The organism is Streptomyces sp. NPDC054842 (assembly GCF_053611025.1).
In genome coordinates this window covers 160033-185465 of the sequence record NZ_JBSGZN010000002.1, presented here as the reverse complement: position 1 = coordinate 185465, position 25433 = coordinate 160033, and the positions used below count along the sequence as shown (strand labels likewise).

Below are 25433 nucleotides of genomic sequence, written 5' to 3'. Positions count from 1 at the left end.
CGGTGGTGCGTTCGTCGCGGCCGGCCTGTCGTGCCGCCGGTGGTACTGCCCGACCGGGACGTGGACAGCGCGGTTCGTGAGCTGCGGTGATCAGCAAGGGCACCGCGAGGCGGTTGTGTGGCCGTCGGCGGACGCAGTCCCCGAGATGCCTCGTTCACGGGCACTGCGTCCGCCGGCACCGACGACGCGGCTCAGATGCCGCAGGTAGGCGCGGACCAGTACGGGGAGGGGTCGAGTGCGACATGGGTGTGGTCGTTGTGATCGGGGTAGCCCGGGCCGAGGATCTCCGAGAAGCCGTGCGTGCGGGCCTGCTGGGCGAGGCGGCAGAGGGAGGGCGAGCCGGTCAGATCGGCGGCGTCGCCGTACAGGTGGCGGCTGGTGGACGAGCCGCCGACGGCGCTGTTGCAGGCGTAGGAGCGGAAGCCACTGGAGACGGTGAGCGGGACGTCCCCGAGAGCGTGACGCATCGCCTCCAGTTTCCACATGGTCTTCAGCGCGTTCGCCTTGGCGGTGGCCGCTGCGACGGCACCGCCCGACCAGTCGGAGTTGCAGCGGTTGAGTTCGGCGTAGGAGAAGTGGATCGGCGTGCAGTCCGCGTCCTGCAGCGCGTAGAGCTTGCTGAAGGTCGCCGGCCCCGCGACCCCGTCGGCGGCGAGGCCGTACTTGGACTGGAACGTGCGCACGGCGGCGACCGTACGGGCGCCGTACTGGCCGTCGTAGGAGAGACGCTCCCCGGACGTCACCCAGCCCGCGACCCGGATCTGCAACTGGGTGACGTCGCTGCCGGAGGCGCCCTGGGAAAGGGTGCGACTCCAGGTGTAACACTCGTCGGCGTGTGCGGTGCCCGCGGTGGCGCCCACACCGACCGTCACGCCTGACGCGAGCATGACAATAACGGCGAAAAGGCGTCCGAACCGTCTCAACATCTGGACCTCCGGGTCGTCGGTGCGGCCACCGCTCTCGTGACGGCCGTCGACCCCCAGCCTGAGCCCAAGTACTACGCGCGTCAACAGTGCGCTTCTGCCAGGCGGCGAGCTTCACTTGACGGACCAGCGGCAGCAGCAGGGCGTTCAGGTCGATGGCGGCCCAGAGGACCCGGTCGACCGCTTCGGGGGTGCGCAGCTGGGCCAAAATGCGGCTCTCAAGGCAGGCGCCTATGGCCTGACTGCTGGCCACGACCCGGTCAGCGCGGAGGATGCGAAAGCACGGCTTAACGGCGCCGCCGATGCCGTCCGCTCTCCAGACCGGATTGTCACAAACGTTCAGGGGCACACGAGAACGGGACCAGCCGAAGGGGGCGGACGGACGTCATGCAGCAGTGCCGTCAAACCGCACACGCCTCACGCAGATGAACGCTTCCCATAGTCGGACCTATGCGGACCTGTGCGCTGCGGACATCGACATCGATGCGGGAGGGTAAAGATGGACGGTGGCATGACGCCGCTGAGGAATCGATACCTCGCTGCGGGCTTCATCGTCGTCATGTATCTGATGGTTGGAGCCCTGCTGGCCGGCTTGCTGGTTGCGGCGCTCTCGGCCGGCGACGTGTGGACACGGGCGGCAGCTCTCATCGGCGGGGCCCTTGGGGTCGGTTTCGGCGTATGGCGTCTCATACGGACCCCCGAGGATGAACGCGCTGACGACGACATCTACTAGACCCGGGGGGCGTCGCCGGACGTCCGCCCGCGTCACATCTCCTGTGCCGGGAACCGAGTTTGGTACTGGCCCTGCTTTCGTGCAGTGGCCACGGTTAGTGACGGCTGACCATCTCCAGGTGGTACGCAGACCCTCTCATCGTCAACATCGGTGCCCGGTGACCAAAGAGTCGGTTGCAATCACTTCCCGGCATGCAGGGTGGGGCGGTAGACCAGCTCCTGCATGCCGCCGTCGAGCGTGTGGTGCTCGATCAGCTCGAGGTCGAAATCGGCCGCCCCCCGGAAGATCGGTTCCAGTCCCGTCCGACCGGTGATCACGGGGAAGACCGTCACCTGGACACGGTCGACAAGGCCGGCCGCCATCAGCGCCCGGTTCATCGAGAGGCTGCCGTGCGAGCGCAGAGGGACCTCGGACTCCTCTTTGAGACCTGCGACGACGTCGACGGCATCGCCGCGCACGAGCGAGGCGTCAGGCCAGTCGAGGGGACCCTCCAGTGTGTTCGACACGACCGTGGCCGGCAGGTGCCTCATCCGCGTGACCCACGGGTCGCGCACATCGGAGTCCTCGGTGCTCGCGGCCAGCATCTGCGCGAACGCCCGATAGGTGTTGGCCCCAAGAACCATCCGCTGCTCCGCCTCGTACTGGGCGAGCCGGTGGTCAAGGAATTCGGGGCCCTGCTTGCCCCAGTAACCGGTCCAGTCCCCGCCGGCCGCACCGAAGCCGTCGAGGCTTGAGAAGACGTCGAACGTGTAGGTGACGGTCATGAGGCTCTCCTCGGGTGTGCTTGCGCGCCTTACGGAGATACAGACCGGCCTGCGGTGTGGAACTCATCGCTGCCGTCCCAGCGCCGCGGTGATCACCGCAGTCGGCGGCGCCGCTTCCCCGGTCGTGCCGTGACACCCGCGGGCGGAAGACATGACCACACAGATCGACTGCTGCTGATGAGCCGATCGAGACCGCCTCCAGGGAGCCGCCGACCACGCGTAGCCGGCGAACGTCAGAACGTCGACATCCTCACCGTGGGACCCGGCGGCCTGGAAGTCCGCGGCCACACCTGGACGACGTGCTCCGCCTGGAGGGCGTCCCGCCCGGCGCCCGGGGATGTCAGGGACCATCTGCGGTCTCTTCCAGGCTCGCCCGGCACCCCTTCACGTCCTCACGCGAGGGCGTCAGGCCGTGCCTTGCGGGTAGCCCGCGACCCGCTTCTCCAGTTGTTCCCTGCGTTCGGGCCATTCGTCCGCCGTGATCGAGAAAATGGCCGAGTCACGGAGGCGGGCCTCCTCCCCCGGTGCCCAGGAGCGGGACCAGTTGCGCAGGACGCCCTCCAGGGTGGCGCCGACACTGGCTATGGCTGCGCGGGAGCGGCTGTTGCGGGCGTCCGTCTTCAGGTCCACGCGAGACACGCCCCACACCTCGAAGGCATGCCGGAACAGCAGCATTTTGGCCTCGGCGTTGATGCCCGTGCCCTGGGCCGAACGGGCCAGCCAGGTGAAGCCGATCTCCACGGCGTCGAGCGTGTCGTCGGAGTGCCAGGAGCGCGGTTCTAAGTAGGCGGTGGCGCCGACCGCCCGGCCGGTGGCCAGCGACACCTGGGCATAGGGGGCGAGCATGCCGGTGGCCGCGCGGGCGTGTTGGGCGTCGATGTAGTCGGCGACCTCGCCCTTCCTCGGCACCCAGGTGTACGCGTAGGTTCCCCGGTGCTCCTCCGCCGCCTCCGCCAGGTCTGACGCGTGGCGGTGTTCGAGCGGCTCAAGGCGTACCAGCGCGCCTTCGAGGGCCGGCCCCTGCATGGAGAAACTCACCCGGTGATGTCCTTCCGGAAGTGTGCGAACGCCCTGGTAGGGCTTCGGGGGCAGTCTCGCGGATGCAGTCGTTTGCGTCGAACGATATTTGTCAGGGGTGTGCGCTCAGTCGTCACAGTCGAGCCAAGGACGATGCGTCGGTCACCGTACGCCGGGGCTGGTGCCGCCGTTCTTGGCATTGAGGCGTTGGCCGGCTTCTTCTCGCCGGCCCCTGCGGGACTCGCGGACGGCACGGTCTGGGTGATGTCGGGCAGCTCAAGGCTGTTGCTGGCCTTCTGCGGGGTCCGACCGCAGGAATTCGAGGGTGTCCAATTCGTTGACCGTCGCTTGGAGTTGGCTGATGCGGGCGCGGCCGATCCGGACGAGTTCTTCCCCCGCGGCAACCCACTGGTCAAGCTCGTGTGAAAGGGGCGGTACACCGGCGAGGATGTCAGCACTCTCCTTGAGTGTGATTCCCACGCGCTGTGCGGCGAGTGCGAGTTTGATGCGGCAGATGGCGTCGACGGTGAAGCGGCGGGCGTTGCCGCTGTTCCGGTAACCCCTGATCACGCCGTAACGCTCGTAGAACCGGACGGCGTTGGCCGTCACCCCCGCGGCCCTGGCCACCTGGCCGACCGTGAGGGAGGCATGGCTCGCTTCGCGGCCGGGGTGCTCGGTGGTGGTCATGGCGTATGCCCCACGTTGGCTGATGAATCCTCTCGGTCCAGTATCACAGGGGCGCGCCGCGGGGAGCGCAGACGCACGACCAGGGCGAGCGACATCACGACAAGAGCTGCCACGTGGGTCAGCCGCTGGGCATCCACGATGGTGGCCGCGTCGGCGGCCCTGACCTCCGCTCCTCCACCGGCCAGAGCCGAGAGCGACCCGCCACCCGTCATCGCGGCGGTCAACATGGTGAACAGCGCGCTGACCGCTACTGTGCCCATACCGTTCGCGATCGTGTTCACCAGGGACAAGAGCGCGGAGGCCGAGCCCAGCTCGGGACCCTTGAGATCGCGGCCGGCACTGGTCATCGTGGGCATCATGATCGCGCCGGTGCCCGCGCCTTGGAGGAGTGCGAGCACTCCGAGGATCAGGTAGGGGGTGTCCGGCCGGAGGATGATCGCCTGGACGAGGCCGCTGCCGATCGCGACGCCGAGCCCGGTGCCGACGACGAGCCGGGGCCCGAGCCGTTCCATGCACCGGGCGGCGAGCTGCAGACTGATTCCCATGCCGACCGCACCGGGAATCATCAACGCCGCCGTGACCGATGCGCTGTCCGCGCGCAGGATCTGCACATAGGCGGGCGTCAGCACGAACGTGCCGAAATAGGGAGCCGCATACAGGGCGAGGACCGCGGCGCCCCGGCCGAACGTCGGATTTCGCAGAACGCCGATTCGCAACAGCGGTTCGGGATGGGTCAGCGCCCGGGCCGAGAACACCGCGACCAGCACGGCGCCGATGGCAACCGTGGTGATCCGCACCGCTGCCGGGCCGTCCTGGGCACTGATGCCGTAGGCCACCGCGACCAGGCCCGGAACCAGCAGCATCGCTCCGAACAGGTCGAGCGGGACCCGCCGTCCGTTCGGCGGGTCGACCGGGAGCCAGGCCAGCGTGCCGGCACAGCCCAGCAGTGCCAGCGGCACGGTGATGAAGAACAACGGCCGCCACGATCCGGTGCCCAGGAGCAACGCGCCGAGTACCGGGCCCAGGATCGGTCCGATCAGCATCGGCAGGCCGGTGATCGCCATCATCCGACTGCGGCGTTCGGGCGCGACTACACCGAACCCGATCGCCATCCCGAGAGGCATCATCAGGCCACCGCTGAGACCCTGTGCCGCTCGCGCGGCGATCAGCCAGCCCAGACTGCCGGACGCCCCGGCGGCGCCGGAGGCGACCGCGAAACCGACCAGCGCTCCCAGGTACACGCGACGGGCGCCCCAGCGTGCGGCGAGACCGGCAGCCAGCGGCATCGTCGCGACCATCGCGAGCGTGTACGCGGTGATGATCCATTGGACGGAGGTCAACGACGCACCGAACGTCGTCATCAGGCGAGGCAGCGCCACCGCGACGATCGTGGCGTCCAGCACCGCCATCAGTCCGCCGAGCGCCAGCACGATCCCGGCGCGCAGTTCCGGCCCGGTCAGCTTGTTCACTGCCGACCGGCCAGTTCCGTGAGCCGAAGGGAACGCAACGCCCGTGCCCACGTGCGCAGTTCGTTCATCATCGCGTGCAGCGCCTGCACCGTGGCCGATGGCGGAACGAAGCGGCCGCCGGCGTCGAGGTGCTCCCACGCCATCGGCAGCAGTACGGACTCTCGTACGGTGGTGGCGCGCAGCTCCGGGAATACCGGCCGCAGTTGTTCGATGGCCCTGATACCGCCGGAACCGCCGTATCCGACGAACGCGACCGGCTTGTACGCCCACTCGGTGAGGTGCCAGTCGATCGCGTTCTTCACCGGCGCCGGAAAGCTGTGGTTGTACTCCGGTGTCAGGAACACGAACCCGTCAGCGTCCGCCAGCCGAGCGGCAATCGGGGACGCGGCTGCCCCGCCCGGCTGCATCGCGTGCATCGGCAGCGAGACCGCGGCGAGGTCGATCATGTCGAGGTCGAGCCACGTGGACGCGGTGAGCTCGCGCTCCAACCACGCGGCGAGAGGATCAGCCAATCTGGGCCTGCGCACACTCCCGATCACCACAGCGATCCGGAGCCGGCCATTGGGGTTCTCATCCGTCATGGCATCGACGCTAGGTATTCGCCTATGGGCGAACTCAAGCGCCGTACAGGACCAATTTCGGCGCGGCCCGTTGCCGGTCTTCAGCCTTCTCCCGCCGACGTGTCGCCGGATCCGACAGGTGCTTCAGCCGTGCGCGGGCGCCGATCACCCGGCTCTGTCGGCAGGTGCGGGATCGAGTTGGGCGGGTGCGGGCCCGCCGGAGGAGGGCTCCGCGCTCGCCGGGGTGTTGCTCCGCGGGCTTTGGCGTCCTCGCGTCGAGGGCAGGGATGTCAGGGCCACCCCGCCCACCAGCAGGGCCGTCGCGCACCACCGCAGGCCGCTGACACCTTCGTTGAGGAAGACGGCCGCCGATGTCATGCCGAACACCGGGACGAGGAGCGAGAAGGGAGCCACCGTGGACGCCGGGTGGCGGTGCAGCAGCCAGCCCCAGGCGCCGAAGCCGAAGACCGTCGTGATCCAGGCGACGTAGACGACCGTGCCGGCGCCCTGCCAGTCGAGTGCGCGCAGTGCGGCCAGATCCCTGGACGGGCCCTCGGTCAGGAGGGAAAGCGCGAGCAGGGGCAGAACGGGGACGGTGCTGACCCAGACCATGAAGTTCAGGGGGTCGGGTACGGACGCCTTGCGGGTGAGGACGTTGGAGGCGCCCCAGCAGGCCGCCGCCGCGACGACCAGCGCGAAGGCGCCGAGCGGTCCCGAAGCACCCTCGTCCACCGCGGCCACGCCGATGCCCGCGAGAGCCACCACCATGCCCAGCAGGCGTACCCGGGTGGGGCGTTCGCCCAGGAACGCGAAGGCGATACCGGCCGTGAACACCGACTGGATCTGCAGGACCAGGGAGGACAATCCGGCCGGCATCCCGGCGTCCATACCGACGAAGAGCAGCCCGAACTTGGCCACCCCGAGCACGAGTCCCACCGCCACGATCCACTTCCACGCCACCTTTGGACGGCCGACGAAGAACACCGCCGGCAGGGCCGCCACCAAGAAGCGCAGGGCAGAGAAGAGGAGGGGCGGGAAGTGGCCGAGGCCGATCTCGATGACGGTGAAGTTCACACCCCACAGGGCGGCGACGAGCACGGCGAGGAGGAGGTGGGCTGGTCTCATGAGTCGAGGATCACCTGCCGTGACCGTGAAGCACCAGCGATGATTGCTGCACGGTTGGATGTAGCAATGCTACTGAGAGAGGTGGGGGATCCGTGCTCGATCTCCAGCGGCTCCGCGCTCTGCACGCCGTCGCCGTCCACGGCACCGTCGGGGCGGCCGCCACCGCGCTCGGGTACACGCCCTCGGCCGTCTCCCAGCAGATCGCCAAGCTGGAACGGGAGACCAGGACGGTCCTGCTCGAACGCGAGGGCCGCGGGGTCCGCCTGACCGACGACGCCCATCAACTCGTGCGCGTCGCTGGCGAGTTGCTGGCGATCGTGGAGCGGGCGGAGACCGAGCTGGAGGAGCGCCGGGGCGTGCCGGCGGGGAGACTGAGCGTGGCCGCGTTCGCGTCCGCCGCCCGCGGCCTGCTGCCCTCCGTCCTCGCCGACCTCGCCCACCACCACCCCGTCCTGGACGCCCGTCTCACCGAAATCGACCCGCACCTGTCGGTGGACCTCGTCGCCAAGGGCGCCGTGGACCTCGCCGTCGCCCACGACTGGGACATCGCCCCGCTGCCCGCCCCCGCGGGGGTCGAGCAGGCGGTGATCGGCGATGACCTGTGCGATCTGCTGGTCCCCGCCGGGCATCCGCTCGCGGGGCGCAGCGGCGTACGGCGGGAGGAGCTGGGCGGCGAGCGGTGGATCTGCCAGCCGCCGGGCCGCGTCTGCCACGACTGGCTTGTGCGCACCCTGCGCGGCGCCGGGCACGAGCCGGACATCGTCCACCAGGCCGAGGAGAACCCGACCCTCCTCGCCCTGGTCGCCGCCGGCCTCGGCGTCGCCCTCATCCCCCGCCTCGGCCGCGGCCCCCTGCCCTCGGGCGTCGTCGAGGTCCCGCTTGACCCGATGCCGGTGCGCCGGCTGTACGCCCTGTGGCGAACAGGCGCGGCCCGCCGGCCGGCGATCGCGGAAACGGTACGCGTGCTGCGGGAGCACTGGCCCAAGGTGGCGACGGTCCATCACGGGAGTTAGCGCCTACGAGCCCCGGTTGCCGGCCTGAGCGCCGCACTCAGCGCCAGCACGCTCAGGCCGAACATCAGCACGCCCAGGGGAAGATGGACCGAGGGGACGTGTGCGATGCCAAGCACGACCTGCACCGAGGCGAGCACGAGGAAGACCGACGCGTGCACGATGGGCCGTGCCGGGCCGCCGCCCGGCTTCCACGCCAGCACCGCGGCCAGCACGTACAGCATCGACGCCCCGTACATCACACGGGCGCCGACACCATGCAGCGTCTCACCCACCGACGAGGTCAGCAGCAGCCCGGCCGAAACCGCCTGCAGGAAAATGGTCAGAGTCTGCAGAGCGATCGCGATCCGCAGGAACGAGAAACCCCGCCGCACGGGGGTCCTCGTCGCCGTCGTCGTCGCCGTCACCTCAGTGGCCATGTCACAGTCCCCGTTCCCGCCCTCGGGCAGCAGATCGATTAAGGTCTCACCAGCCCGACGACACAGGGCTGCGAAAGGTAAGGCGGGGGCCGCACCATGGAGACTGTCGGGCACGGCACGGACGCCATAGCCGGCGAACGACGCCAACTGATCAATGTGGCCTACCGGCTGCTCGGCTCGTTGACCGAGGCCGAGGACGCCGTACAGGACGCCTACACCCGCTGGTACACGCTGCCCCCGAGCCGACAGCAGGAGATCCGCTCCCCCGGCGCCTGGCTGACGACGGTGACCGGCCGCATCTGCCTCGACCTGCTCGGCTCGGCACGCTCCCGCCGCGAGCGCTACGTCGGCGCGTGGCTGCCCGAACCGCTGCCCGACCGCACCGAATGGACCCCCACGAGCAGCGCTCCCACCGGCCCCGAGGACCCCGCCGACCAGATCGTCCTGGACGAGACGGTGGCCATGGCCTTCCTCGTCGTCCTGGAAACGATGACGCCCGCCGAACGGGTCGCGTTCGTCCTCCACGACGTCTTCCGCTACCCGTTTGCCGAGATCGGCGACATCCTCGGCCGAACCCCCGCAGCCTGCAAACAGCTGGCGGCATCCGCCCGACGGCGAGTGCACCCCGCGGGCGCACCGGTGCCGGCCACCGGCCGGGCCGACGTCGTCAGACACGTCAAAGAAGCATGGGAGAACAAGGACATCGCGGCCCTGGTCGGTCTTCTCGACCCGGCCGCCGTGATGACCGCCGACGGCGGCGGCATGGTCGGCACCGTCCTGCGCCCGGTCGAGGGCGGCGCGCGTATCGCCGAGTACATGATCGCCATCGCCGACAGAGCCCCCGGACTCCAACTGCTGCAGCGCACCGTCAACGGCGTGCCGGGCCTGGTCGCCCAACAGTCCGGCATCGTGATGACCGTTGCCGCGTTCGACATCACGGACCGGCGCGTCACCCGAATCTGGGCGACCCGCAACCCGGAGAAACTGCGGCCTTGGACCCGCGACGGTTAGCCATGCCTCTTCGCAATCCGCGTACGCGCAACAGGCCGCATGGCTCAGTGCAGATTGACCGCACCTCGGCAGCGAACGGGAGTAGAAGGCGTTGCTGCGCACGGGCGTCTTGCAATCTGGGGTTCTGGCGCCTCATCAGGTTCATGTTCACAAGTGCGGCGGTGAGGACGGGAAGGCATACGCAGAGGGCGCAGGCTGCAACCGGCGGTGATGCGTTTGCTGCCTGGGCGAAGCACCAGGCGCGGTGGGAGCCGCTGCTAAATCCAGTGGCTCCCCCGCTACCAGCGGGGCACAATCCGCCGGGAAACCGGGCTGAAGGAGAGCTTGCTTGGATGTATTCGTGTGTGCCGGGTGTGGCGCGGAGCTGACGGCACCGGTCTCCCGACTCGCTCTTCCCGTCCACACCCATTACGGGGCCTGGGAAGAACTTCATCCCCCGCTGATGGAGCCTGCCACGTACGCCGTGGACCCCCGGCCGAGTGGACATCCCTGGAGGTTGTGGGAGGAGGTCGGTGAGGACGCGGCCGCCCGTCAAGGCGTATACGCCCCGGTGTACAGCGTCTCCTTCGGCGCGCGGAACAGGATAGTCATCGCCCCGGGCGACTCCCGCTCCATGGTTCTGATCCCCGAGAAGTGCGAGGGCTACTGCCGGGGCGTGGACGGTCGGGCCGGTCCCAACCTGGCGTGCGAAGGGTGCGGGCGCGCCGTGGCGACCCGCATGGACGACTGCGGGATGTGGCAGGCGGTGTGGCTGGAGCCCGATGCGGTCGTGCGCCGCCCTTCAGGGCTCCCGGCCCGTCCGTCTCCCGACTGGGACGACCTTGAGCGCACCGAGCACCGCGTCCCGCCCGTCGAGGCCGACGGGTCGTGGAGCCGCCGCTGGGAGGCGGCGGTAGGGGTAGCGCTGGCCCACCTCGTGGCGGCGACCGAGGACCGCCCGGTGACTCTCCCCACCGGGCCCGTGGCCGATCTGCTCGGCCAGGCTATTGGCCGGTGCCTCCCAGCCGGGCCCAGGGCCCGGTCCGTTGGGCTGGCCGGCCCGGGGATCCGCACGCCCGCGCCCCGCCCTGATGTGCTCCTCGTTCCTCGCCACCCCCTGACAGGTGAACCGTGGCGGCCACCCGGCGACGACAGGATTGTGGTTCCGCTGGACAGCGGGGTCTGGGCGTACCTCGCCCACCCGGGCGAGACGTCACCGCTGCCTGCGACCGGAGTGCTCCCGAGGGGCGTCCTGCGGGACGACTACCCCTCGCCCCAATACCCCTCGTACCCGCTCACGCCTCACCGCCGCGCCTTCATGGACACTCTGATGGGGCTGCCCGCCATCCGCAGTCCCCGACTGCGCAGATTCCGCGACACCTGACCACCGATGGGCCGAGCGCCGGGGGGGGGGCCACTACCCCGCCGCTGCGGCGTCGAGCGCTCACTGTCGTGGACCATGAGGGCCCGCCGCCACCGCCGCGACTACTGAAGCTGAGAGCCACGTGTGCCAGACTCAATCTCCCTGCGACACACCGAGGTCGTGGCGCATAGCGGTTCGCATGGTTCGGAGCATCTCCCAGACCGCATGCTGGGCTTGGGCCGCGGTCTCCATCGTTTCGCCTGGTTCGGGGGCACCGCGTTCGAGGCGCTTGACCTGGCCGTAGACCTTGTTCAGGGCTTGGTTGACGACACTCGCCCGGCTGAGCACCTCTTCGGGGGCGATCATCTGTGCCTCGGAGTACCGATCGCGGTGCGCGTTCTTCGCTTCCTCAAGTGCCTCGCTGTCGTGCTCCGCCACGCCGCGTTCCCTCATGACGTGCAGGTGGCGGTTGAGTGCGGTGGTGAACTGCCGTGCATCCCGGTTGAGTTCCACATAGCAGGTGCGTCGAAGCGAACGGGCCTCGCGGACTTCCTCATGGTCTCGAACGAGTTCTATCTCCAGGCGCTTCGCTCGTTCGGAGCCGCGCTGAGTGAGTAGCGCTCCTCCCAGGGTTCCTGCGACGCCTGCGACAGAGATGATCACCGAGCTGAGATCCACCGACGTACCTCGTGACACTCTTCGACCTCGTGCCCGCTGCACGTGGCCCGGCCTGCAAGTGTGCCGCTCCTCGGTACGCCGGGGCTGGTGCACCCCAACTGGTGGGTGGGGCGTGTGTATGTGGTCAGGACACTTTCCACGTCATGACGGGTGGCTGGGAGAGCGCTCAGAAGGGGGGCAAGTCGGAACTCTCAGGCGGGGCGGGAGAGACTCGGTTGCCGTTCCGCATGTGCAGAGGCCAGCGCTCGTCGATGAGCGCAACGGCCTCTCGGCACGCCTCGCAAGCACTCGGCCACTGAGGCATCCACAGGTACGCTGAGGCGGTGAGGCCCTCATGGGTCAGCCCGCACATGGTTGCACCGATTCCGTCGGCGGAGTACGCATACGCCACGTCGTACACGTGGGCGATCCCCTCCGGAAGTTGCGGTGATTCCGCCCGTTCCCACGGTCTGTAGCCGTACTGCGGCCGCGAGACCTCGCGCCAGTCGTATCCGAACTCGGTCCACGCATAGCACCAGGGGCAGAACCAGCGTTCCTTCACCACCGCGTCCCACTTCGACGTTTCACCCACCGGCATTCGCCGCATCACATGGCCACAGACATCACAGGTCACACCGCATTCTGCCTGGTCGTTGGCGACTACCGACATCGGTTGTCCACGCCGTGCCCATGAATACGGGCTGACCGCCAAAATCTGGAAGCAGCGGGTGCCATAGCCAGCAAGCGGCGGTCCCGCCGTGCCGGTACCCCGGTGAAATCGGGACCGGCCGACGGCGTGGTCGTTCAGCTCACCGGCCCGGCGCCGTGCCACGGTGTTCCCACCGCAGGTGCGGGAGTGCGGGGCCCGCAAGAGACGCGGGCACCCGCTCACCGTCTTTCCTGTCCTGCCGGCTCATCGACGCCCGCCGCCGAACCGATACGCTTCACCCGCAGGTCGAAGGCGAACGCCTCACCGCATGTGAGCTGCACCTGACGCCCCAGCACGTTGACGCTGACTTCGGCAGCCAATGGGGTCCGCCACCCCTTGCTCACCACCTTGCCCCAGGGTTCCTGGTACACATCGCGGACCCGCACGCGCGGGCCGGACAGCTCGTACGAGCCCTGGATGCGGGCGATCTGCTCCTCCCCTGCGGCCTCTTCGAGCCGGTTGTATGCCACCTGGCCAGATATGACCCCCTGGTCGAACAGACCGTCTTCGACCGGCCCGCCTCCCCCGTACTCCTGCCCGTCGGCTTCGACGGACAGGCCGATGTGGGTGCCGAAGGCGGAGTTCTCGTAGAGCTCCAACGACACCTGCATACCGTCCTCTTCGGCCTGGCACGCGACGGCGTGCCCCTTCTCCCGGGTCACGCTGAGCGACGTGTCCCGGTCGCCGGCGACTGCTGCGGGCGCCGCCACCAGCAGTGTCGCCGCGAGCGCACCGGTGACTGCTACCCGCTTCCCTGCCTGCATCCTGCGTTCTCCAAGCGTCGTGTTACCTGCGATACGTGCAGTTGGACTCGCACGGGGCGGGTGAAGTTGTAGGCAACCTCTACCCGTTTGCCGACGCCGGCAGCCGCTCTGCCATTCTTCATGAGTTCGGTCAGGGCAGGCCGCGGCAGTCCCAGCCGGTACGGGTGCGCAGCTGGCCATTTCGATCGGGCGCGGGAAGTACGCACCTGTCTCGCGACGAAATGCCCCGGCTGACCGGAGTAGTTGAGCGAGTGCGTGCTGAGCGACAAACTCGATCGACGTGGATCAGTGCGGTACCTGATCATGCGTCCATGCCTCTGACAGAGACCCTTGCCCGAGTCGATGCGGACCTGGCCACCGGCCGCGTTCCGGTCGCGCGCCAGCGCCTGCGCGGTCTCGTCTCGTCCTTCCCGTACGACCTGACGCTCCGTCGGCGTCTGGCACAGGTGTACCGCCTCTACGGCGACTCCGCCGAGGCGGGACGCTGGATGTTCCTGGAAGAGGACCGCGACGCCGACGAGACCGCCGCCTTCGAGGCCCGGTACGGAGCTGCCGCCTGGCGGATGAGGGCCCTCGCCTGGCCCGGGCCCGAGACGATGGCTGCCACCTCCTTCGCGCAGGGGCAGTTGGTCACCGTGCGCGCCACCTGCGCCGAGGAAGTGGGCCGCCCCGTCGCTTGGGACGACCCCGACTCCTACCGGGACGGACTGCGGGAGAAGTACGAAGCCCCTTCCCAGCCATGGACGGTTGGCGGTGTGCTGGCGGGCATCGGCTGTCTGCTGGCGGCTCTCGCGTTCCTCGCGATCTGGGTGATCGGAGTCGTCGCCCTCTTCAACTGACCTACTTCACCGGGGATTGTGGTAACGGACCGCAACCACGGTGAATGAGCCAGCGGACCACGAACGAGAGGTCCGCAAGGCCTTGCCCCTGATCGGGAGTTGCACCGAACGGTTCGCAGTCCCCCTTTCAGGACTGGGTGAGACGGACCTGGTCGATGACCCAGTACCAGTTGTTGCCGCCGGTGTAGCGGAAGTGGATGCGGGCGGTGCGGGCGGCGGCCGGGATCTGGAGGAGAGCGTCTCGACGCGGGAGGGGACGTCAGCGTTGTAGGTCTTGACGGAGACGGGTGTCCCGTCGTCGTAGGAGACCAGGACCTCGCCCTTCTGCGGGGCCTCGTGGCGGTAGTAGGTGGTGTAGGTGAGGGTGACGGCCTTGCCCCCGGTGACCGTCCAGGCGGGGCTGACGAGGGTGGAGTCGAAGGTGCCGGTGAAGGTCTTGTCCTGCCACTCGTCGCCGTCGGCGACCGCGACCGCGAAGACGCCCCGGGCGCGGACGTTGGACTCGCGGGACTGGTCGCGCTGGGCCTGGGTCCAGAACTCGTCGGTGGTGAAGGTCCAGCCGCGCCACTCGGTGACGCCGCCGGTGCCCATCGCGGAGTTGTCGACCGTCCAGCCGGTGGGCGGGGTGTGGGTGTAGCCGAGGACGGCGGCCGGGATGCCGGTTTCGTCGGTGCGGGTGGTGAGCTTCGTGCGCAGGGTGTCGAAGTCGTCGGGCGACGGCTGCTGGACGGGGCGGCCGTCCAGGTTCCAGGCCGGGTCCAGGGCGATGCCGAAGTGGGCGAGGGCGGAGGCGGCGACGTCCGGCATCTTGACGTCGTAGCGGACGGAACCAGGAGTGATCGTGGGGCCGGTGGCGATGAGGAAGGTGGAGCGTTCGGGGAGGGTGGAGCCGCCGTGGCCGCCGGCGTCGGTGTGGCCGTGGTCGGCCGTGACCATGATCAGCCAGTCCTCGAGGGGGTAGGTCGAGCGAGCCTTGACCGCGGCGACCATCTGGCCGACCTGGGCGTCGGCGGTGTGGATGGCGTCGAGGTACTGGGTGCTGGCGGCGCCGTAAGCGGCGTCCGGGCGGGCGACCGGGCCTCGGCGACGGCCAAGCCGCGGAGTGCCACGTCAGCTCGACACTTCCTCCGGTCGCCGGTCATCGCCGACTTCGGCGGGGATGGCGTTGTCGATGAGCACGGCGGCGACGGCGGCGGCGGTCGGGAAGGCGTCTGCGTTGAGGACTCGCGTGCGGGCCGCGGCGCCGTCGATGAGCAGCGCGAGTTGCTCGCCGAGCCCTTCAGGGTCGGTGGCGCCGGCTTCGCGGGCGGTGTCGGCGAGCCGCGCGGCGACGGCCTTCTTGTAGTCGCGTGCGTACTGGGATGCGGGGTGCTGGGGGTCGTGGAGTTCGACGGCGGCGCCGATGTAGGGGCACAGGGGGGTGGTGGCGGGAACGTCGAAGGCGGCGAGGAGCCGTTCCCGAGGCGCGAGATCGGTGCGGTCGAACACGTTGGACAGAACGGAGGGGTCGAACCTGCGCAGGTACTCGGCGACGAGTTCGTCCTTGCCGGCGAAGTGCTGGTAGGCCGTGCGCTTGGAGACCTGGGCCGCGGCGCAAAGCTGGTCCATACCGGTGCCGTTGATGCCCTGCTCGCGGAACAGCTGCTGGGACGCGCTGATGATGCGCTCGCGGGCGCCCCGGCCGCGGCGGCGGCCCGTGGGGCCCTTCTCCAACTCCGTCATGGCCTCATTCTACCGCAGATAGGTAACGACCGGTGTACATAGTTTGCGGACCAGCCGCCCGCCCCGTACGGTAAGCACACAGGGCGGTGTACATAACACCGTCGCTCCAGGTGCACACGTCACCACCGACCCGAGGGAATGACTATGGGAAAGCTCGACGGCAAGGTCGCGGTCATCACCGGCGGCACCACCGGCATGGCGCTGGCCGGTGCGAAGCTGTTCGTCGACGAGGGAGCGCACGTCTTCATCACCGGCCGCCGCCAGGACGCACTGGACGAGGCCGTGAAGCAGATCGGCCGCAACGTCACCGGCGTCCAGGGCGACGCCGCCAACCTCGACGACCTGGACCGCCTGTACGACACCGTCAGGCGGGAGAAGGGAAGCCTCGACGTACTGTGGGCCAGCGCCGGAGGAGGCGAACCCGCCCCGCTCGGCGAGATCACCGAGGCCCACTTCGACGCAGCGTTCAACCTCAACGCCCGCGGCACCCTGTTCACCGTCCAGAAGGCCCTCCCCCTCTTCAACGACGGCGGCTCCATCCTCATGACCGGCTCCAACGCCTCCCTCGGCGCCTTCCCCGGCTGGAGCGTCTACGCCGGCAGCAAGGCAGTCCAGCAGGCCTGGGCCCGCGTCTGGCTCAACGAGCTCAAGGACCGCCGCATCCGCGTCAACGTCCTGACCCCCGGCCAGGTCGCCACCGCCAAGCAGGCGGAACTCTTCGACGAGGCCACCAAGCGGCAGTTCGAGTCCCTCATCCCCCGCGGCCAGATGGGCCGCCCCGACGAGATCGCCGCCGCCGCCCTCTTCCTCGCCTCCGACGACTCCAGCTACGTCAACGGCATGGAACTCGTCGCCGACGGCGGCACCACCGCCATCTGAACCGAACAACCACAACGAGGGCAGGACATCTCATGAGCAGCATCAGCATCATCGGCACCGGCAACATGGCCCGCACCATCGCCACGCGAGCGATAGCGGGCGGCAACACCGTCGAGGTCATGGGCCGCGATCAGTCCAAGGCCGCCGATCTCGCCGAGGCTCTCGGCGGCGGCGCCACGACGGGAGAATGGGGCACCGCCCCGGCCGGGGACATCGTCCTCGTGGCCCTGCTGCACGACGGCGTCGTGCCGGTCGTCGCCCAGTACGGAGACGCCCTCGCGGGCAAGGTCATCGTCGACATCAGCAATCCCTTCAACTCCACGTTCGACGGGCTGGCCCACCGCGAGGAGACCTCGATCGCGCAGGAAGTCGCCAAGGCCGCCCCGGCGAGCGCGAACGTGGTGAAGGCGTTCAACACCGTCTTCCGCAATGTGCTGGAGAAGGGCCGGCCCGACGTCTTCATCGCCGGGGACAACGCGCAGGGCAAGGCGAGTGTGGAGGCGTTCATCAAAACCCTCGGGCTGCGCCCGCTGGATGTCGGCGGCCTGAAGATGGCGCACTGGCTGGAAGGCGCGGGCGTGGTCACGGTGGGCCTCGCCAACCACGGGGTGGGGATCCTCGACTTCTCCCTCGGCATCACCGAACTCTCCGTGTGACGGCATCCTGAAGACGCACTCCCCCGGCAGGACGGAGGACGGCTGGGGACGGGTGGATCGGAGCCTCCTCCGCGCGGACAGCCCCCACGCCTTGCAGCCGTCGCCCGCGCACGCGTGTGCCTCCCCGCACCTACACTGCTCGCCAGGAACGGGGGCTCAGCCCCCAGGGGGGAGGGCGTCGTGCGGACGAGCGACAACGAGCGCCACTGGGTTGACACGTGGCATGTCCCGCTGAACATCGCAGCGATGCACGTGAGTGGCGTTCTGCTGTTCGTCGGCTTCTGCTGGACTCCAGCGGCGTCCACGGAAACCTATGCCCAGACCTTCGAGACGATGTTCTCGGTCCTGCTTTTCCACGTCGCCATCCAGATTCCCGCCGGCTTTCTCGCCTCCCTCTGGGCAGCCCGTGGCCAGGTGGCCAAGGCTGTCCTGGTCGCACTCGGAACAGCCACGGTAGTCACAGGGGCGTTCTACCTGTGCGCGGGTCGAGGTCCAGCGACACGGGCGTTTTGCTTGCAGGCCCTGGGATGCCTCTGTGTCTCCTTGAGCACCTACGTGTGGCTGTGCACACTGCGCCTCTCCACTGTCCAGCGACTCGTCGCACCACTCAGACATTCCGTCCAGACACTCGCCATGTGGACCTTGCTCCGTCCACCACGGCGCGGTCCCCACTGAGCGGGGCTTCGCCACAGCCGTCACACATGCGGCGACGGCGACAACCGCCGCGCCTACGTGACCAGTTCGGGCACAAAGGGATCAACGGCGATTCCCAGCTGTACCAAGAGTGGGCCCCGGTCTGGGACGGTGAGGACGCCTTGCTCGCGTCGCTTGCCTGGACGACCTCGTGCTCCTTTGAGTCTGTGACCAGTTAGGTGGCTGTGTCCGCCCGCATCAAGGACGCCGTATTGTTCGGGACCGTCGTGGTGGAGAACTCCCGGGATTGGCAGTCGACATGGTGAGGGTGGAAGAGCTGGAGGCCGCGCTGCCTGCGATGACAGGGTGGCGCGTGCCAGGCGAACGCAGCGTCGACTGGGCAGCCCTCGAGGCGGGTCTCGGCACGGCGCTGCCCTCGGATTTCCGCTCTCTGGCGGAGGCGTACCCGACCCTTGTCATCGACGATTTCCTCATGGTGTCCCTTCCGACGCCTGGCGCCGAGGCGCCATGGGCGTCCGAGTCCAGGAACGACGAGATCCTTCAGGATCTGTATGAGATGGGCGACACCGAGGGCTACGTCCCCTACCCGCAGCCGGGGGGCCTGATCTCCTGGGCGTCCTCCAATTCGGGGGACACCTTCTACTGGCGGACGAGTTCTGCGGATCCGGACGCCTGGCCGGTGGTCGTCCGCACAGACAACGCCGACTGGATCGAGTTCCCGGTGGGGGCCGTCGAGTTCCTGGCCGGCGTGTACGGGCGCACCATCGACGTACCGGGCATGCCCAGGAACTTCCCCAGCGACGACCCGACGGTACTGGGCCTGAGCGACCGCCTCGACTGATCGGCAACCCAGAGGACCCTGTACGAAGTCGGCAGGCAGCGGACCGAGTCGCGCGAGCGCACGTCACCAGGAGCAGCTGTCGGACGTCCCTGCGCAGCGTCCAGTCCTCTTGAGATGACCCCAGGCCAGACCCCATGCCATCCAGATACCTACACGCGAGATTGGACCTGGCACCGCCCCCCTGGCGCACCGCCCCCTGGCCCTCTCACCGACGAGTCACAGCGTCCGGTACACCCGCTCGACCACGGGCGGGTGCTCGTAGGAACTCGGGCAATGGTAGATCTGCAACAGCTCGTCGCCCAGGTCGATCGTGGTCGGGTCGCCCAGCGGTGGGTAGAGTCGCCGGTCAGTGGTGTCCGCCTCGGCGTCCTCGACCGGGCGCCAGCCGCCCTCGTCGCCCCCGTTCCATTCAGCGAGGCCGACGGTCAAGAGGGGCTCGGTCTCCGCACCGCAGGTGCCACACGACGGATGTGAGGTCGCGTCCACGTCCGAGCTGACGACACCCCATCCCCCGGTCTTCCAGCCCGGAGCCACCGCGTGATGGACGTAGTGGCGGCCGGTCTCCTCCTCCCACGCGCGCACGCTCCCGGCCACGGCGGCCGGCAGCTGGCCGGCCGCCGGATACTCGCTCACCTCCTCGGGATGCAGGACACAGGGGACGGGCCAGTACTCCTCCCTCTCGATCACCGTCGGTTCCGGCGGCGGTGAGAGGACCGCGACGACCTGGTCGGCACTGCGCCAGTGCACCTGGACGGCCGGGATGTCGTCGTCGTGGTCCATGAACGGGCACCACAGGACCTGCAGCAGGTCCGAGCCGTCGGGCAAGGGCAGGCCGGGAACGTCCCGCGCATACAGCTGAGCCACGGGCAGCAGCGGCACCGGATCCGTGTGAGGGCTGTCGGCCTCCTTCGGACTGTTCCGATCGAAGACCGCCTGTTCCTCGGGCGTCCACGGCTCACCCTGCGGCCGTGACGCCCGCGCGACCATCAGGTGATGGGCCTCGCGCGCCGCCTCCAGTGCGACCACCTCGTACACCTCGTGCGGCTTGGTGCAGGTCGGCCACGGCTCGTCCTTCGGCCACAGCAGCGGGCCGCCCACCGAGCTGTCCGTGACCGCGGGTGCCCCCGCCCGCGGGTGCAGCCGAGTGACCCTCCTGGACATCGCGGCCAGCTCCGGGAACACCACGGCCGGATCCAGGTGCCGCGGCGGCGTCGTACGCGTCATGGTCTCCCTCTCCCCCCACAGGTACCGCAACCCATCGAAGCATCCGGCACTGACATCGCTGCTGATCCTCACGTTCCTGCCGGCTCGGGCACGAAGCTTTCGGCATGGTGGCTTCCGCAGTGATGGCCGGGGAGGTCGAGACGCGCGCCGGGGCCCAGCCCTACGCGCAGCCGGGATGAGACGCGGCCCAGCGCCGTCACTACCCCGCCGACCCGCCTCTCCCCCTGGATGCCGCATGCCGCCGGGCCGCCGAACCTGCGCACAGGGGAGAATGCGGGGAAGGAGGCATCCGAAAGGTGCGAGCAAAGGGGAATCCGTGTCCGAGGACGACGCACGCGCATCGTCCCGGCCGTCGGCCGGCGACGACTGGTCCGCGCGGCTGCACACCCTGTGGCGTGCGGCCGCGCAGATCCAGGACGTCACCGCCCTCGCGGACGGCGTGTACCCGGCTCTGCTCTCCCACCCCGACGTGCTGGTGAGCGTGGGCAGCCGCTGGGACGGCCGGGACGTCCAGTACATGCGCTACTCCAGGGACGTAGCCGGACCGACGGTCACGTTGAGGCGTGCCGAGCTCGCGGCACGAAACGAGCACCTTTGCTCTGCCAGTCGAGCCGACGCGGTCCCCGAAAGCCCGGTGGTCCTGCGCCACGTTCCCCTTTCGGCCGATCCCGCGGCCCGCGGCCCGGAGAGCCGGCTTCTGTCCTCGGCGGGCGCCGCGCACGCCCTCGAATGCGTCATCCCGTTCGGCGGATCCGACTGGGCGTCGCTGTGGGTGGGTCTCGCCTCCCCGCCGGCCGCGGACAGCGTCCTCGAAGGACGGCTGCTCCAGGTCGCGGACGTCCTGATCGCCAGCAACAAGCGGATCGTGGAGTACCGCATACACGACCGGCTTCAGGTCGAGGACGCCTTCCTCGCCGAGGCATCGCTTCAGATGGACGCCAGTCTCGATGTCGAGGAGACCCTGCGGCGGGTGGCCCGGCTCGCGGTTCCGGCCGTGGCGGAGGGATGCGTGGTGCACCTCTTCACCCCGGGCGGCGAGCTCAACCCGGTAGCTTCGGCTCACGTGGCCGCCTCGGCCCAGGACTGGCTGGCCGACGTGTCCCGCGCGGACTCCTGGTTCACGAAGATCCTGCGCGCGGGCGCCGAGGGCGGCGCGAGTGCGGTCCTGCGCGGCGGCGACCTGCTGGGCGGCCCCTTCGGTACCGGCGCCCCGGCCGAGGGCGCTCCCGTGCGGGCGCTGAGCGTCAGTCCGCTGCGGGCGCGGGGCCGCTCCCTGGGGACCCTCACCTTCCTGTACCACCGCGACGACGCCGAGATCGGCAGCCGGAGGCTCCTGGACGATCTCGCCGGACGCGCCGCCCTGGCGATCGACACCAGCGTGCTGTACGAGCAGCGCCGCCGGCACGTGGAGGTCCTGCAGCGACACCTCCTCCCCCGCGCCCTGCCGGACGTGGACGGCGTGGAGCTGAGCGCCGCGTACGCCGTCGCCGACTCCTCCCTCGACGTGGGAGGGGACTTCTACGACGCCGTGGTGGCCGGGGACCAGCTCGCCCTTCTGATCGGCGATGTCTGCGGGCGGGGCGCCGAGGCCGCCGCGCTCACCGGCCTCGCCCGGCACACCCTGCGCACCCTTCTGGAGGACCGTACGCCTCCCGCGCAGGCGCTCGCCCGACTGAACCGGGCCCTCCTCACCGAGCAGACCACGCGTTTCGTGACCGCCGTGGTCGCCGTCCTGACGCCCGCGCCGGGCGGCTGGACGGCCGAGGTGGCCAGCGCCGGGCATCCGCGCCCCCTGGTGCGCGGCGCCGACGGGCGCGTCCGTGAGGTCGAGTGCTCCGGGGTCTTCCTCGGCGTCCTCGAGGATGCCGACTACCAGTCCACGCGCGTGCATCTGTCCGAGAGCGATGCCCTGGTGATGTTCACCGACGGTCTCACCGAGGCCAAGGGGGCCGACGGCAGCTACTTCGAGGACCACCTCGTGGACGCGCTGCGCGAGAGCGGCGCCGCGACCGACCCGGCCGGACGGCTGGTGGCCATGTCGGCGGACTTCCGTCGAGCGGGCGACGACGACACAGCCGTCCTCGTGGCCAGGCTGAAAGGACGAGCGTGATGCAGCACGACCACGGAAGAGCCATCGACCACGGCCGCGTACTGGTGGTGGAGGACTCCGAGGAGGACGCGGAGGCCATCCAGCGCGCCCTGACTCAGACCCATCCCGAGCTGCGTCTGGAGTTCGCGAACCGCGGCGAGCACGTCGTCGCCGGGCTCAAGGAGGCGGACGAACTGCCCGGCCTGATCCTGCTCGACCTCAACATGCCCGGCACGGGCGGGCACGCGCTGCTCGCCGCCATCCGCTCCCATCCCGAATTCTCGGCGGTGACCGTCGTCGTGTTCACCTCCTCCACCGCGCCCGCGGAGGTCGACGCCTGCTATGCGGCGGGCGCGGACAGCTACATCTACAAACCCGTCAACTTCCATTTGTTCCGCACCGTGTTGAAGGGCGCCGTGGACTACTGGCAGCAGACGACGACTCACGCGGGTTCGGACGGCGGCTCCGGGGCACCGAGCGTGAAGTAGAAGGCGGATCCCACACCCGGCTCGCTCCGGAGCCACAGGCGCCCGCCGTGCCGCTCCACGATGCGCTTCACGACCGCCAGCCCCACCCCGGACCCTCCGCCGTGGTCGCCGGGGCCGTGCAGCCTCCTGAACAGCTCGAAGACCTCGGCCTGCCGGTCCGCCGGAATACCGAGGCCGTTGTCACGGACCACGACGGCCTGTTCGGTCCCCGCGCCGTTCGGGCCGTCCACGCTCTCCACCTCGATGGCGACCGTCCGATCGGGCCGGTCCGCGGCGTACTTGGCGGCATTGACCAGCAGGTTGACCAGGATCTCGTCGAGCCGGTCCGGGTCGGCGTTGACGTGGGGCAGCGAGGGCGGCCGAAGTACCGTCACCCGTTCTTCCGCCAGGCGCGGGCCCGCGACCTCCAGTGCCCCGTCGACGGCGTCGTCGAGTGCCAGGTCGCGGCGGCGCAGGCCCGCCCGGCCCAACCGGGCGTAGTGCAGGAGCGAGTTGAGCAGCTCGTCCATGCGGCCGGCCAGGCGCTCCATGGTCCGCAGACGGGCCACGCTCCTGTCGTCCAGGTCGGCGCCCGCGTCCTCCAGGGTGAAGGTCGCCGCGTTCGAGATGCCGCGCAGGGGCTCCTTGAGGTCGTGCGCGGCGGCGTGGGCGAACGAGTCGAGGTCGGTGTTGGTCATCCTCAGTTCCTCGTTGAGTTCTCCGAGGACGTCCGCGTGGTGCAGAACCAGCCCGGTCAGCATGCGCCACAACTCGCCTGCCGCCGCCCGGTCCTGGGGCGTCCATGGACGGCTCCGACCGCGCGTGACGGACCGGAACACCTCACTCGAACCCCTCGGCGTCAGCCGCTCTCCGCGCGGCCCCAGGCGGACGGGCACGGCCGGGTCGGCCGCCCACTTCCGCGGCAGCGGGCGCTCGTCACGCAGCCACGCCAGGAAGTCCCCGGGACGCAGGGGAATCAGCAACGCCCCAGCGGGGACGCCCCCCGACCAGCCCGGGCCGCCCGCCTTCCCCGACGAGTCTGGTTCCTCCGCCGAGTCCAGCTTCTCCGTCGAGTCCAGTTCCTTCGCCGTGCCCGGTCCATCGGCCGTGCCCGGTCCATCGGTCGCGTCCGCGTTCGTCACGTGCGCGTATGACCCGGGAGCCGTGCCCGGCTCTCCCGTCGCCCCGGGTGCGTCGGTTGCCTCCGGCGCCGTCCCGTCGGCCAACGCCTCCGGCAGCCGGTCCGTGTCCCACACCTCTCCCGGCAGCAACTCCGCGGCCCGCCGCCCGAGTTCGTCCGCCACGTCCCGGCGCACGGGCGGTCCGGCGGCGGTGAGGCGGCCGCCCCGCATCAGCAGGACCGCGTCCGCCGCCATCAGGGCCCGCACCTGTTCGGCATGTCGCACGAGCGAGGTCTCCAGGTCGGCGCCGAGCAGTTCCGCCACTGCCGCCGCGCGTCCGCCCGAGCGGGTCAGCGCGTCAGCGCGGTCGCGCTCCTCGATGGCCGCCAACTGCAGCGAGAACGCGGCGCCGAACAGCTCGCACGCCGACCGCACCTCGGGGGCCAGCCGCACGGGGTCGCCCCCGTGACAGGCGATGAGCCCCCACAGCCGGCCTTCCCGCAGCACGGACACGGACATGGACGACCGCACTCCGATGTTGCGCAGGTATTCGAGGTGGAACTCCGACACCGTGCGCAGGGCCGAGCCCGAGAGGTCCAGCGGAGCGCCGCTCACCGCCCTGGTCCGCGGGTACAGGCGGACCGTCGGGTCATCGACGTCCGCGATGACCCGGATCCAGTTCTCCTCGTACAGTCGGCGGGCCTGCGGAGGGATGTCCGTGGCCGGGAACCACAGGCCCAGCCACGGCTCCCAGCCGTCCGTCACGTCCTCGGCGACCACCTCGCCCGGCCCGTCGGCGCCGTCGAAGCGGTAGGCGACGACCCGGTCGTATCCCGTCAGCTCGCGTACCTGCTGGACGGCGACCCGGCAGCAGTCCTCGACCGAGCCGGCCGACCGCAAGCGCGCCAACGCGCGGCGGATGCCCTGGTAGAACCCGGAGAAGTGGAACGCCGTTGCTTCGTCCCGGGGCTCGAACTCCATGATGACCAGGCCGTCGCGACGGTGGGCGGTCACGTCGAACGACCGCCGCTGCGGCCCGGCCCCGGCCACGACGGGAAGTGCGGCAGCTGTGCCGTCCTCGCCGGTGGTGGCGTCGAGCACCTCCGACCAGTCGTCCGCGTCCAGCACCTCCAGGACGTCGGACCCGACCAGGTCCTCGGCCGCAATGCCGAGCAGCGCGCCGCTGTTCTCGGCCGCCGTGTCGACGATCCCCGAGCCGGCCGCGACGGCAAGGAGCGTGCCATAGGACTGGACACCGCCGAGGAGGTGGATCGGCTCACGGACGCACTCCGAGAGGTCGAAGCCACCCGGCACGGCCGCCTCGGCCTCCCGCACGCGCTGCGACAGCCAGTGGGATTCCACCTGCGACTCCTTCACCAGTCAGTGCCTTGCCTGTGCCGCATCCTCGCACCCGGAGCGGTGTGCCCGGTGACGGACGCACCGGCACGGCAGCGCTGCCCGGCCGAGCGAACGACGCCGTCCGGGTTCAGCCGCCGCGGGTGACTGCGTGGGGTGGACGGTCAACGCGGCCGTCGCTGCGGCCGGCGGACCCCAGGTCGTCGTCGGCCCGCCGCCGAGCGAGGCGCACCTGGACCGGTCTGACCGGCCGGGACCACATATCTGGCCTATCCGGAAGAAGGTGCTTATATTTTTCTCTACCTCTGCCGGGTGACGCGGTGCCATGGGCGCCGCGAGACGGAGCGCTGCCCCGAAGCGGGCGGCGACGTGATCGGCGGAGGTTCTCATGGTCT

General features: G+C 69.8%; 24 protein-coding genes. 10 read left to right on the top strand and 14 right to left on the bottom strand.

The genetic code is table 11. The features are described from left to right. Positions 1-191 precede the first annotated feature (191 nt). Positions 192-926, bottom strand: a complete 735-nt coding sequence (locus tag ACWGIS_RS02595) for a D-Ala-D-Ala carboxypeptidase family metallohydrolase (protein ID WP_453360682.1) — start codon at positions 924-926, stop codon at positions 192-194. Between the two features lie 496 nt (positions 927-1422). Here ACWGIS_RS02595 and ACWGIS_RS02590 point away from each other — a divergent pair, with 496 nt between their 5' ends. Then, positions 1423-1656 (top strand): hypothetical protein, encoded by a 234-nt coding sequence (locus tag ACWGIS_RS02590; protein WP_453360592.1) that lies wholly within the window; start codon positions 1423-1425, stop codon positions 1654-1656. A 179-nt stretch (positions 1657-1835) separates the two neighbouring features. On the opposite strand, the gene ACWGIS_RS02585 is transcribed toward ACWGIS_RS02590, so the two are convergent. The 6 genes from ACWGIS_RS02585 to ACWGIS_RS02560 all read right to left on the bottom strand — a co-directional run bounded on the left by ACWGIS_RS02585 (position 1836) and on the right by ACWGIS_RS02560 (position 7278). After that, on the bottom strand, positions 1836-2420 hold the full coding sequence (locus tag ACWGIS_RS02585) for a dihydrofolate reductase family protein (RefSeq protein ID WP_453360591.1): 585 nt from the start codon (positions 2418-2420) through the stop codon (positions 1836-1838). A 405-nt stretch (positions 2421-2825) separates the two neighbouring features. Further along, entirely contained in the window at positions 2826-3458 is a 633-nt protein-coding gene (locus ACWGIS_RS02580; RefSeq protein ID WP_453360590.1) for a GNAT family N-acetyltransferase, read from the bottom strand. Between the two features lie 255 nt (positions 3459-3713). Next, positions 3714-4124, bottom strand: a complete 411-nt coding sequence (locus tag ACWGIS_RS02575; RefSeq protein WP_453360589.1) for a MerR family transcriptional regulator — start codon at positions 4122-4124, stop codon at positions 3714-3716. Then, a complete protein-coding gene (locus ACWGIS_RS02570) occupies positions 4121-5593 on the bottom strand; it encodes a DHA2 family efflux MFS transporter permease subunit (RefSeq protein ID WP_453360588.1) in 1473 nt (490 codons plus the stop codon). Before ACWGIS_RS02570 ends, ACWGIS_RS02575 begins: the two co-directional genes overlap by 4 nt. Further along, positions 5590-6174 carry an NADPH-dependent FMN reductase gene (locus ACWGIS_RS02565; protein ID WP_453360587.1) on the bottom strand — a complete coding sequence of 195 codons (585 nt, stop codon included), beginning with the start codon at positions 6172-6174 and terminating at the stop codon, positions 5590-5592. The genes ACWGIS_RS02570 and ACWGIS_RS02565 overlap by 4 nt, the downstream gene beginning before the upstream one ends. A gap of 144 nt (positions 6175-6318) precedes the next feature. Then, positions 6319-7278: an EamA family transporter gene (locus tag ACWGIS_RS02560; protein ID WP_453360586.1), complete on the bottom strand. Its 960-nt coding sequence runs from the start codon at positions 7276-7278 to the stop codon at positions 6319-6321. A 92-nt stretch (positions 7279-7370) separates the two neighbouring features. Here ACWGIS_RS02560 and ACWGIS_RS02555 point away from each other — a divergent pair, with 92 nt between their 5' ends. Then, positions 7371-8291 (top strand): LysR family transcriptional regulator, encoded by a 921-nt coding sequence (locus ACWGIS_RS02555; RefSeq protein ID WP_453360585.1) that lies wholly within the window; start codon positions 7371-7373, stop codon positions 8289-8291. Here the strand turns inward: ACWGIS_RS02555 and ACWGIS_RS02550 are convergent. Beyond that, positions 8288-8707 carry a hypothetical protein gene (locus tag ACWGIS_RS02550; RefSeq protein WP_453360584.1) on the bottom strand — a complete coding sequence of 140 codons (420 nt, stop codon included), beginning with the start codon at positions 8705-8707 and terminating at the stop codon, positions 8288-8290. The genes ACWGIS_RS02555 and ACWGIS_RS02550 overlap by 4 nt on opposite strands. Before the next feature lie 96 nt (positions 8708-8803). On the opposite strand from ACWGIS_RS02550, the gene sigJ reads away from it, so the two are divergent. Both sigJ and ACWGIS_RS02540 read left to right on the top strand, forming a co-directional pair. Beyond that, positions 8804-9718, top strand: a complete 915-nt coding sequence (gene sigJ, locus ACWGIS_RS02545) for an RNA polymerase sigma factor SigJ (protein ID WP_453360583.1) — start codon at positions 8804-8806, stop codon at positions 9716-9718. Positions 9719-10046: 328 nt separating this feature from the next. Beyond that, positions 10047-11081, top strand: a complete 1035-nt coding sequence (locus ACWGIS_RS02540) for a hypothetical protein (RefSeq protein WP_453360582.1) — start codon at positions 10047-10049, stop codon at positions 11079-11081. Between the two features lie 132 nt (positions 11082-11213). Here the strand turns inward: ACWGIS_RS02540 and ACWGIS_RS02535 are convergent, their stop codons facing one another. Both ACWGIS_RS02535 and ACWGIS_RS02530 read right to left on the bottom strand, forming a co-directional pair. Further along, the gene (locus tag ACWGIS_RS02535) at positions 11214-11738 is read right to left on the bottom strand and encodes a hypothetical protein (protein ID WP_453360581.1); all 525 of its coding nucleotides are present in this window, start codon (positions 11736-11738) and stop codon (positions 11214-11216) included. A gap of 867 nt (positions 11739-12605) precedes the next feature. Continuing rightward, on the bottom strand, positions 12606-13190 hold the full coding sequence (locus ACWGIS_RS02530; protein WP_453360580.1) for a hypothetical protein: 585 nt from the start codon (positions 13188-13190) through the stop codon (positions 12606-12608). A gap of 311 nt (positions 13191-13501) precedes the next feature. Here ACWGIS_RS02530 and ACWGIS_RS02525 point away from each other — a divergent pair, with 311 nt between their 5' ends. Beyond that, on the top strand, positions 13502-14029 hold the full coding sequence (locus ACWGIS_RS02525; protein WP_453360579.1) for a DUF6584 family protein: 528 nt from the start codon (positions 13502-13504) through the stop codon (positions 14027-14029). 6 nt (positions 14030-14035) lie between these two features. Here ACWGIS_RS02525 and ACWGIS_RS02520 read toward each other — a convergent pair whose 3' ends face one another. Both ACWGIS_RS02520 and ACWGIS_RS02515 read right to left on the bottom strand, forming a co-directional pair. After that, entirely contained in the window at positions 14036-15049 is a 1014-nt protein-coding gene (locus tag ACWGIS_RS02520; RefSeq protein WP_453360681.1) for an alkaline phosphatase family protein, read from the bottom strand. A 90-nt stretch (positions 15050-15139) separates the two neighbouring features. Next, the gene (locus ACWGIS_RS02515; RefSeq protein WP_453360578.1) at positions 15140-15751 is read right to left on the bottom strand and encodes a TetR/AcrR family transcriptional regulator; all 612 of its coding nucleotides are present in this window, start codon (positions 15749-15751) and stop codon (positions 15140-15142) included. Positions 15752-15895: 144 nt separating this feature from the next. Here ACWGIS_RS02515 and ACWGIS_RS02510 point away from each other — a divergent pair, with 144 nt between their 5' ends. The 3 genes from ACWGIS_RS02510 (at position 15896) to ACWGIS_RS02500 (ending at position 18781) form a co-directional block, all read left to right on the top strand. Further along, positions 15896-16630 (top strand): SDR family NAD(P)-dependent oxidoreductase, encoded by a 735-nt coding sequence (locus tag ACWGIS_RS02510; RefSeq protein ID WP_453360577.1) that lies wholly within the window; start codon positions 15896-15898, stop codon positions 16628-16630. 32 nt (positions 16631-16662) lie between these two features. Beyond that, the gene (locus tag ACWGIS_RS02505; protein WP_453360576.1) at positions 16663-17286 is read left to right on the top strand and encodes an NADPH-dependent F420 reductase; all 624 of its coding nucleotides are present in this window, start codon (positions 16663-16665) and stop codon (positions 17284-17286) included. Positions 17287-18292: 1006 nt separating this feature from the next. Then, positions 18293-18781: a hypothetical protein gene (locus tag ACWGIS_RS02500; RefSeq protein ID WP_453360575.1), complete on the top strand. Its 489-nt coding sequence runs from the start codon at positions 18293-18295 to the stop codon at positions 18779-18781. 216 nt (positions 18782-18997) lie between these two features. Here the strand turns inward: ACWGIS_RS02500 and ACWGIS_RS02495 are convergent, their stop codons facing one another. Beyond that, on the bottom strand, positions 18998-20005 hold the full coding sequence (locus tag ACWGIS_RS02495) for a hypothetical protein (protein WP_453360574.1): 1008 nt from the start codon (positions 20003-20005) through the stop codon (positions 18998-19000). Between the two features lie 316 nt (positions 20006-20321). On the opposite strand from ACWGIS_RS02495, the gene ACWGIS_RS02490 reads away from it, so the two are divergent. Both ACWGIS_RS02490 and ACWGIS_RS02485 read left to right on the top strand, forming a co-directional pair. Further along, the gene (locus ACWGIS_RS02490) at positions 20322-22115 is read left to right on the top strand and encodes a PP2C family protein-serine/threonine phosphatase (RefSeq protein WP_453360573.1); all 1794 of its coding nucleotides are present in this window, start codon (positions 20322-20324) and stop codon (positions 22113-22115) included. Further along, complete coding sequence (locus tag ACWGIS_RS02485; protein ID WP_453360572.1) at positions 22115-22582, top strand: response regulator; 468 nt, start codon at positions 22115-22117, stop codon at positions 22580-22582. The genes ACWGIS_RS02490 and ACWGIS_RS02485 overlap by 1 nt, the downstream gene beginning before the upstream one ends. Here the strand turns inward: ACWGIS_RS02485 and ACWGIS_RS02480 are convergent. Next, positions 22537-25044 (bottom strand): ATP-binding protein, encoded by a 2508-nt coding sequence (locus ACWGIS_RS02480; RefSeq protein ID WP_453360571.1) that lies wholly within the window; start codon positions 25042-25044, stop codon positions 22537-22539. The two genes, ACWGIS_RS02485 and ACWGIS_RS02480, sit on opposite strands and share 46 nt — an antisense overlap. Positions 25045-25433 lie beyond the last annotated feature (389 nt).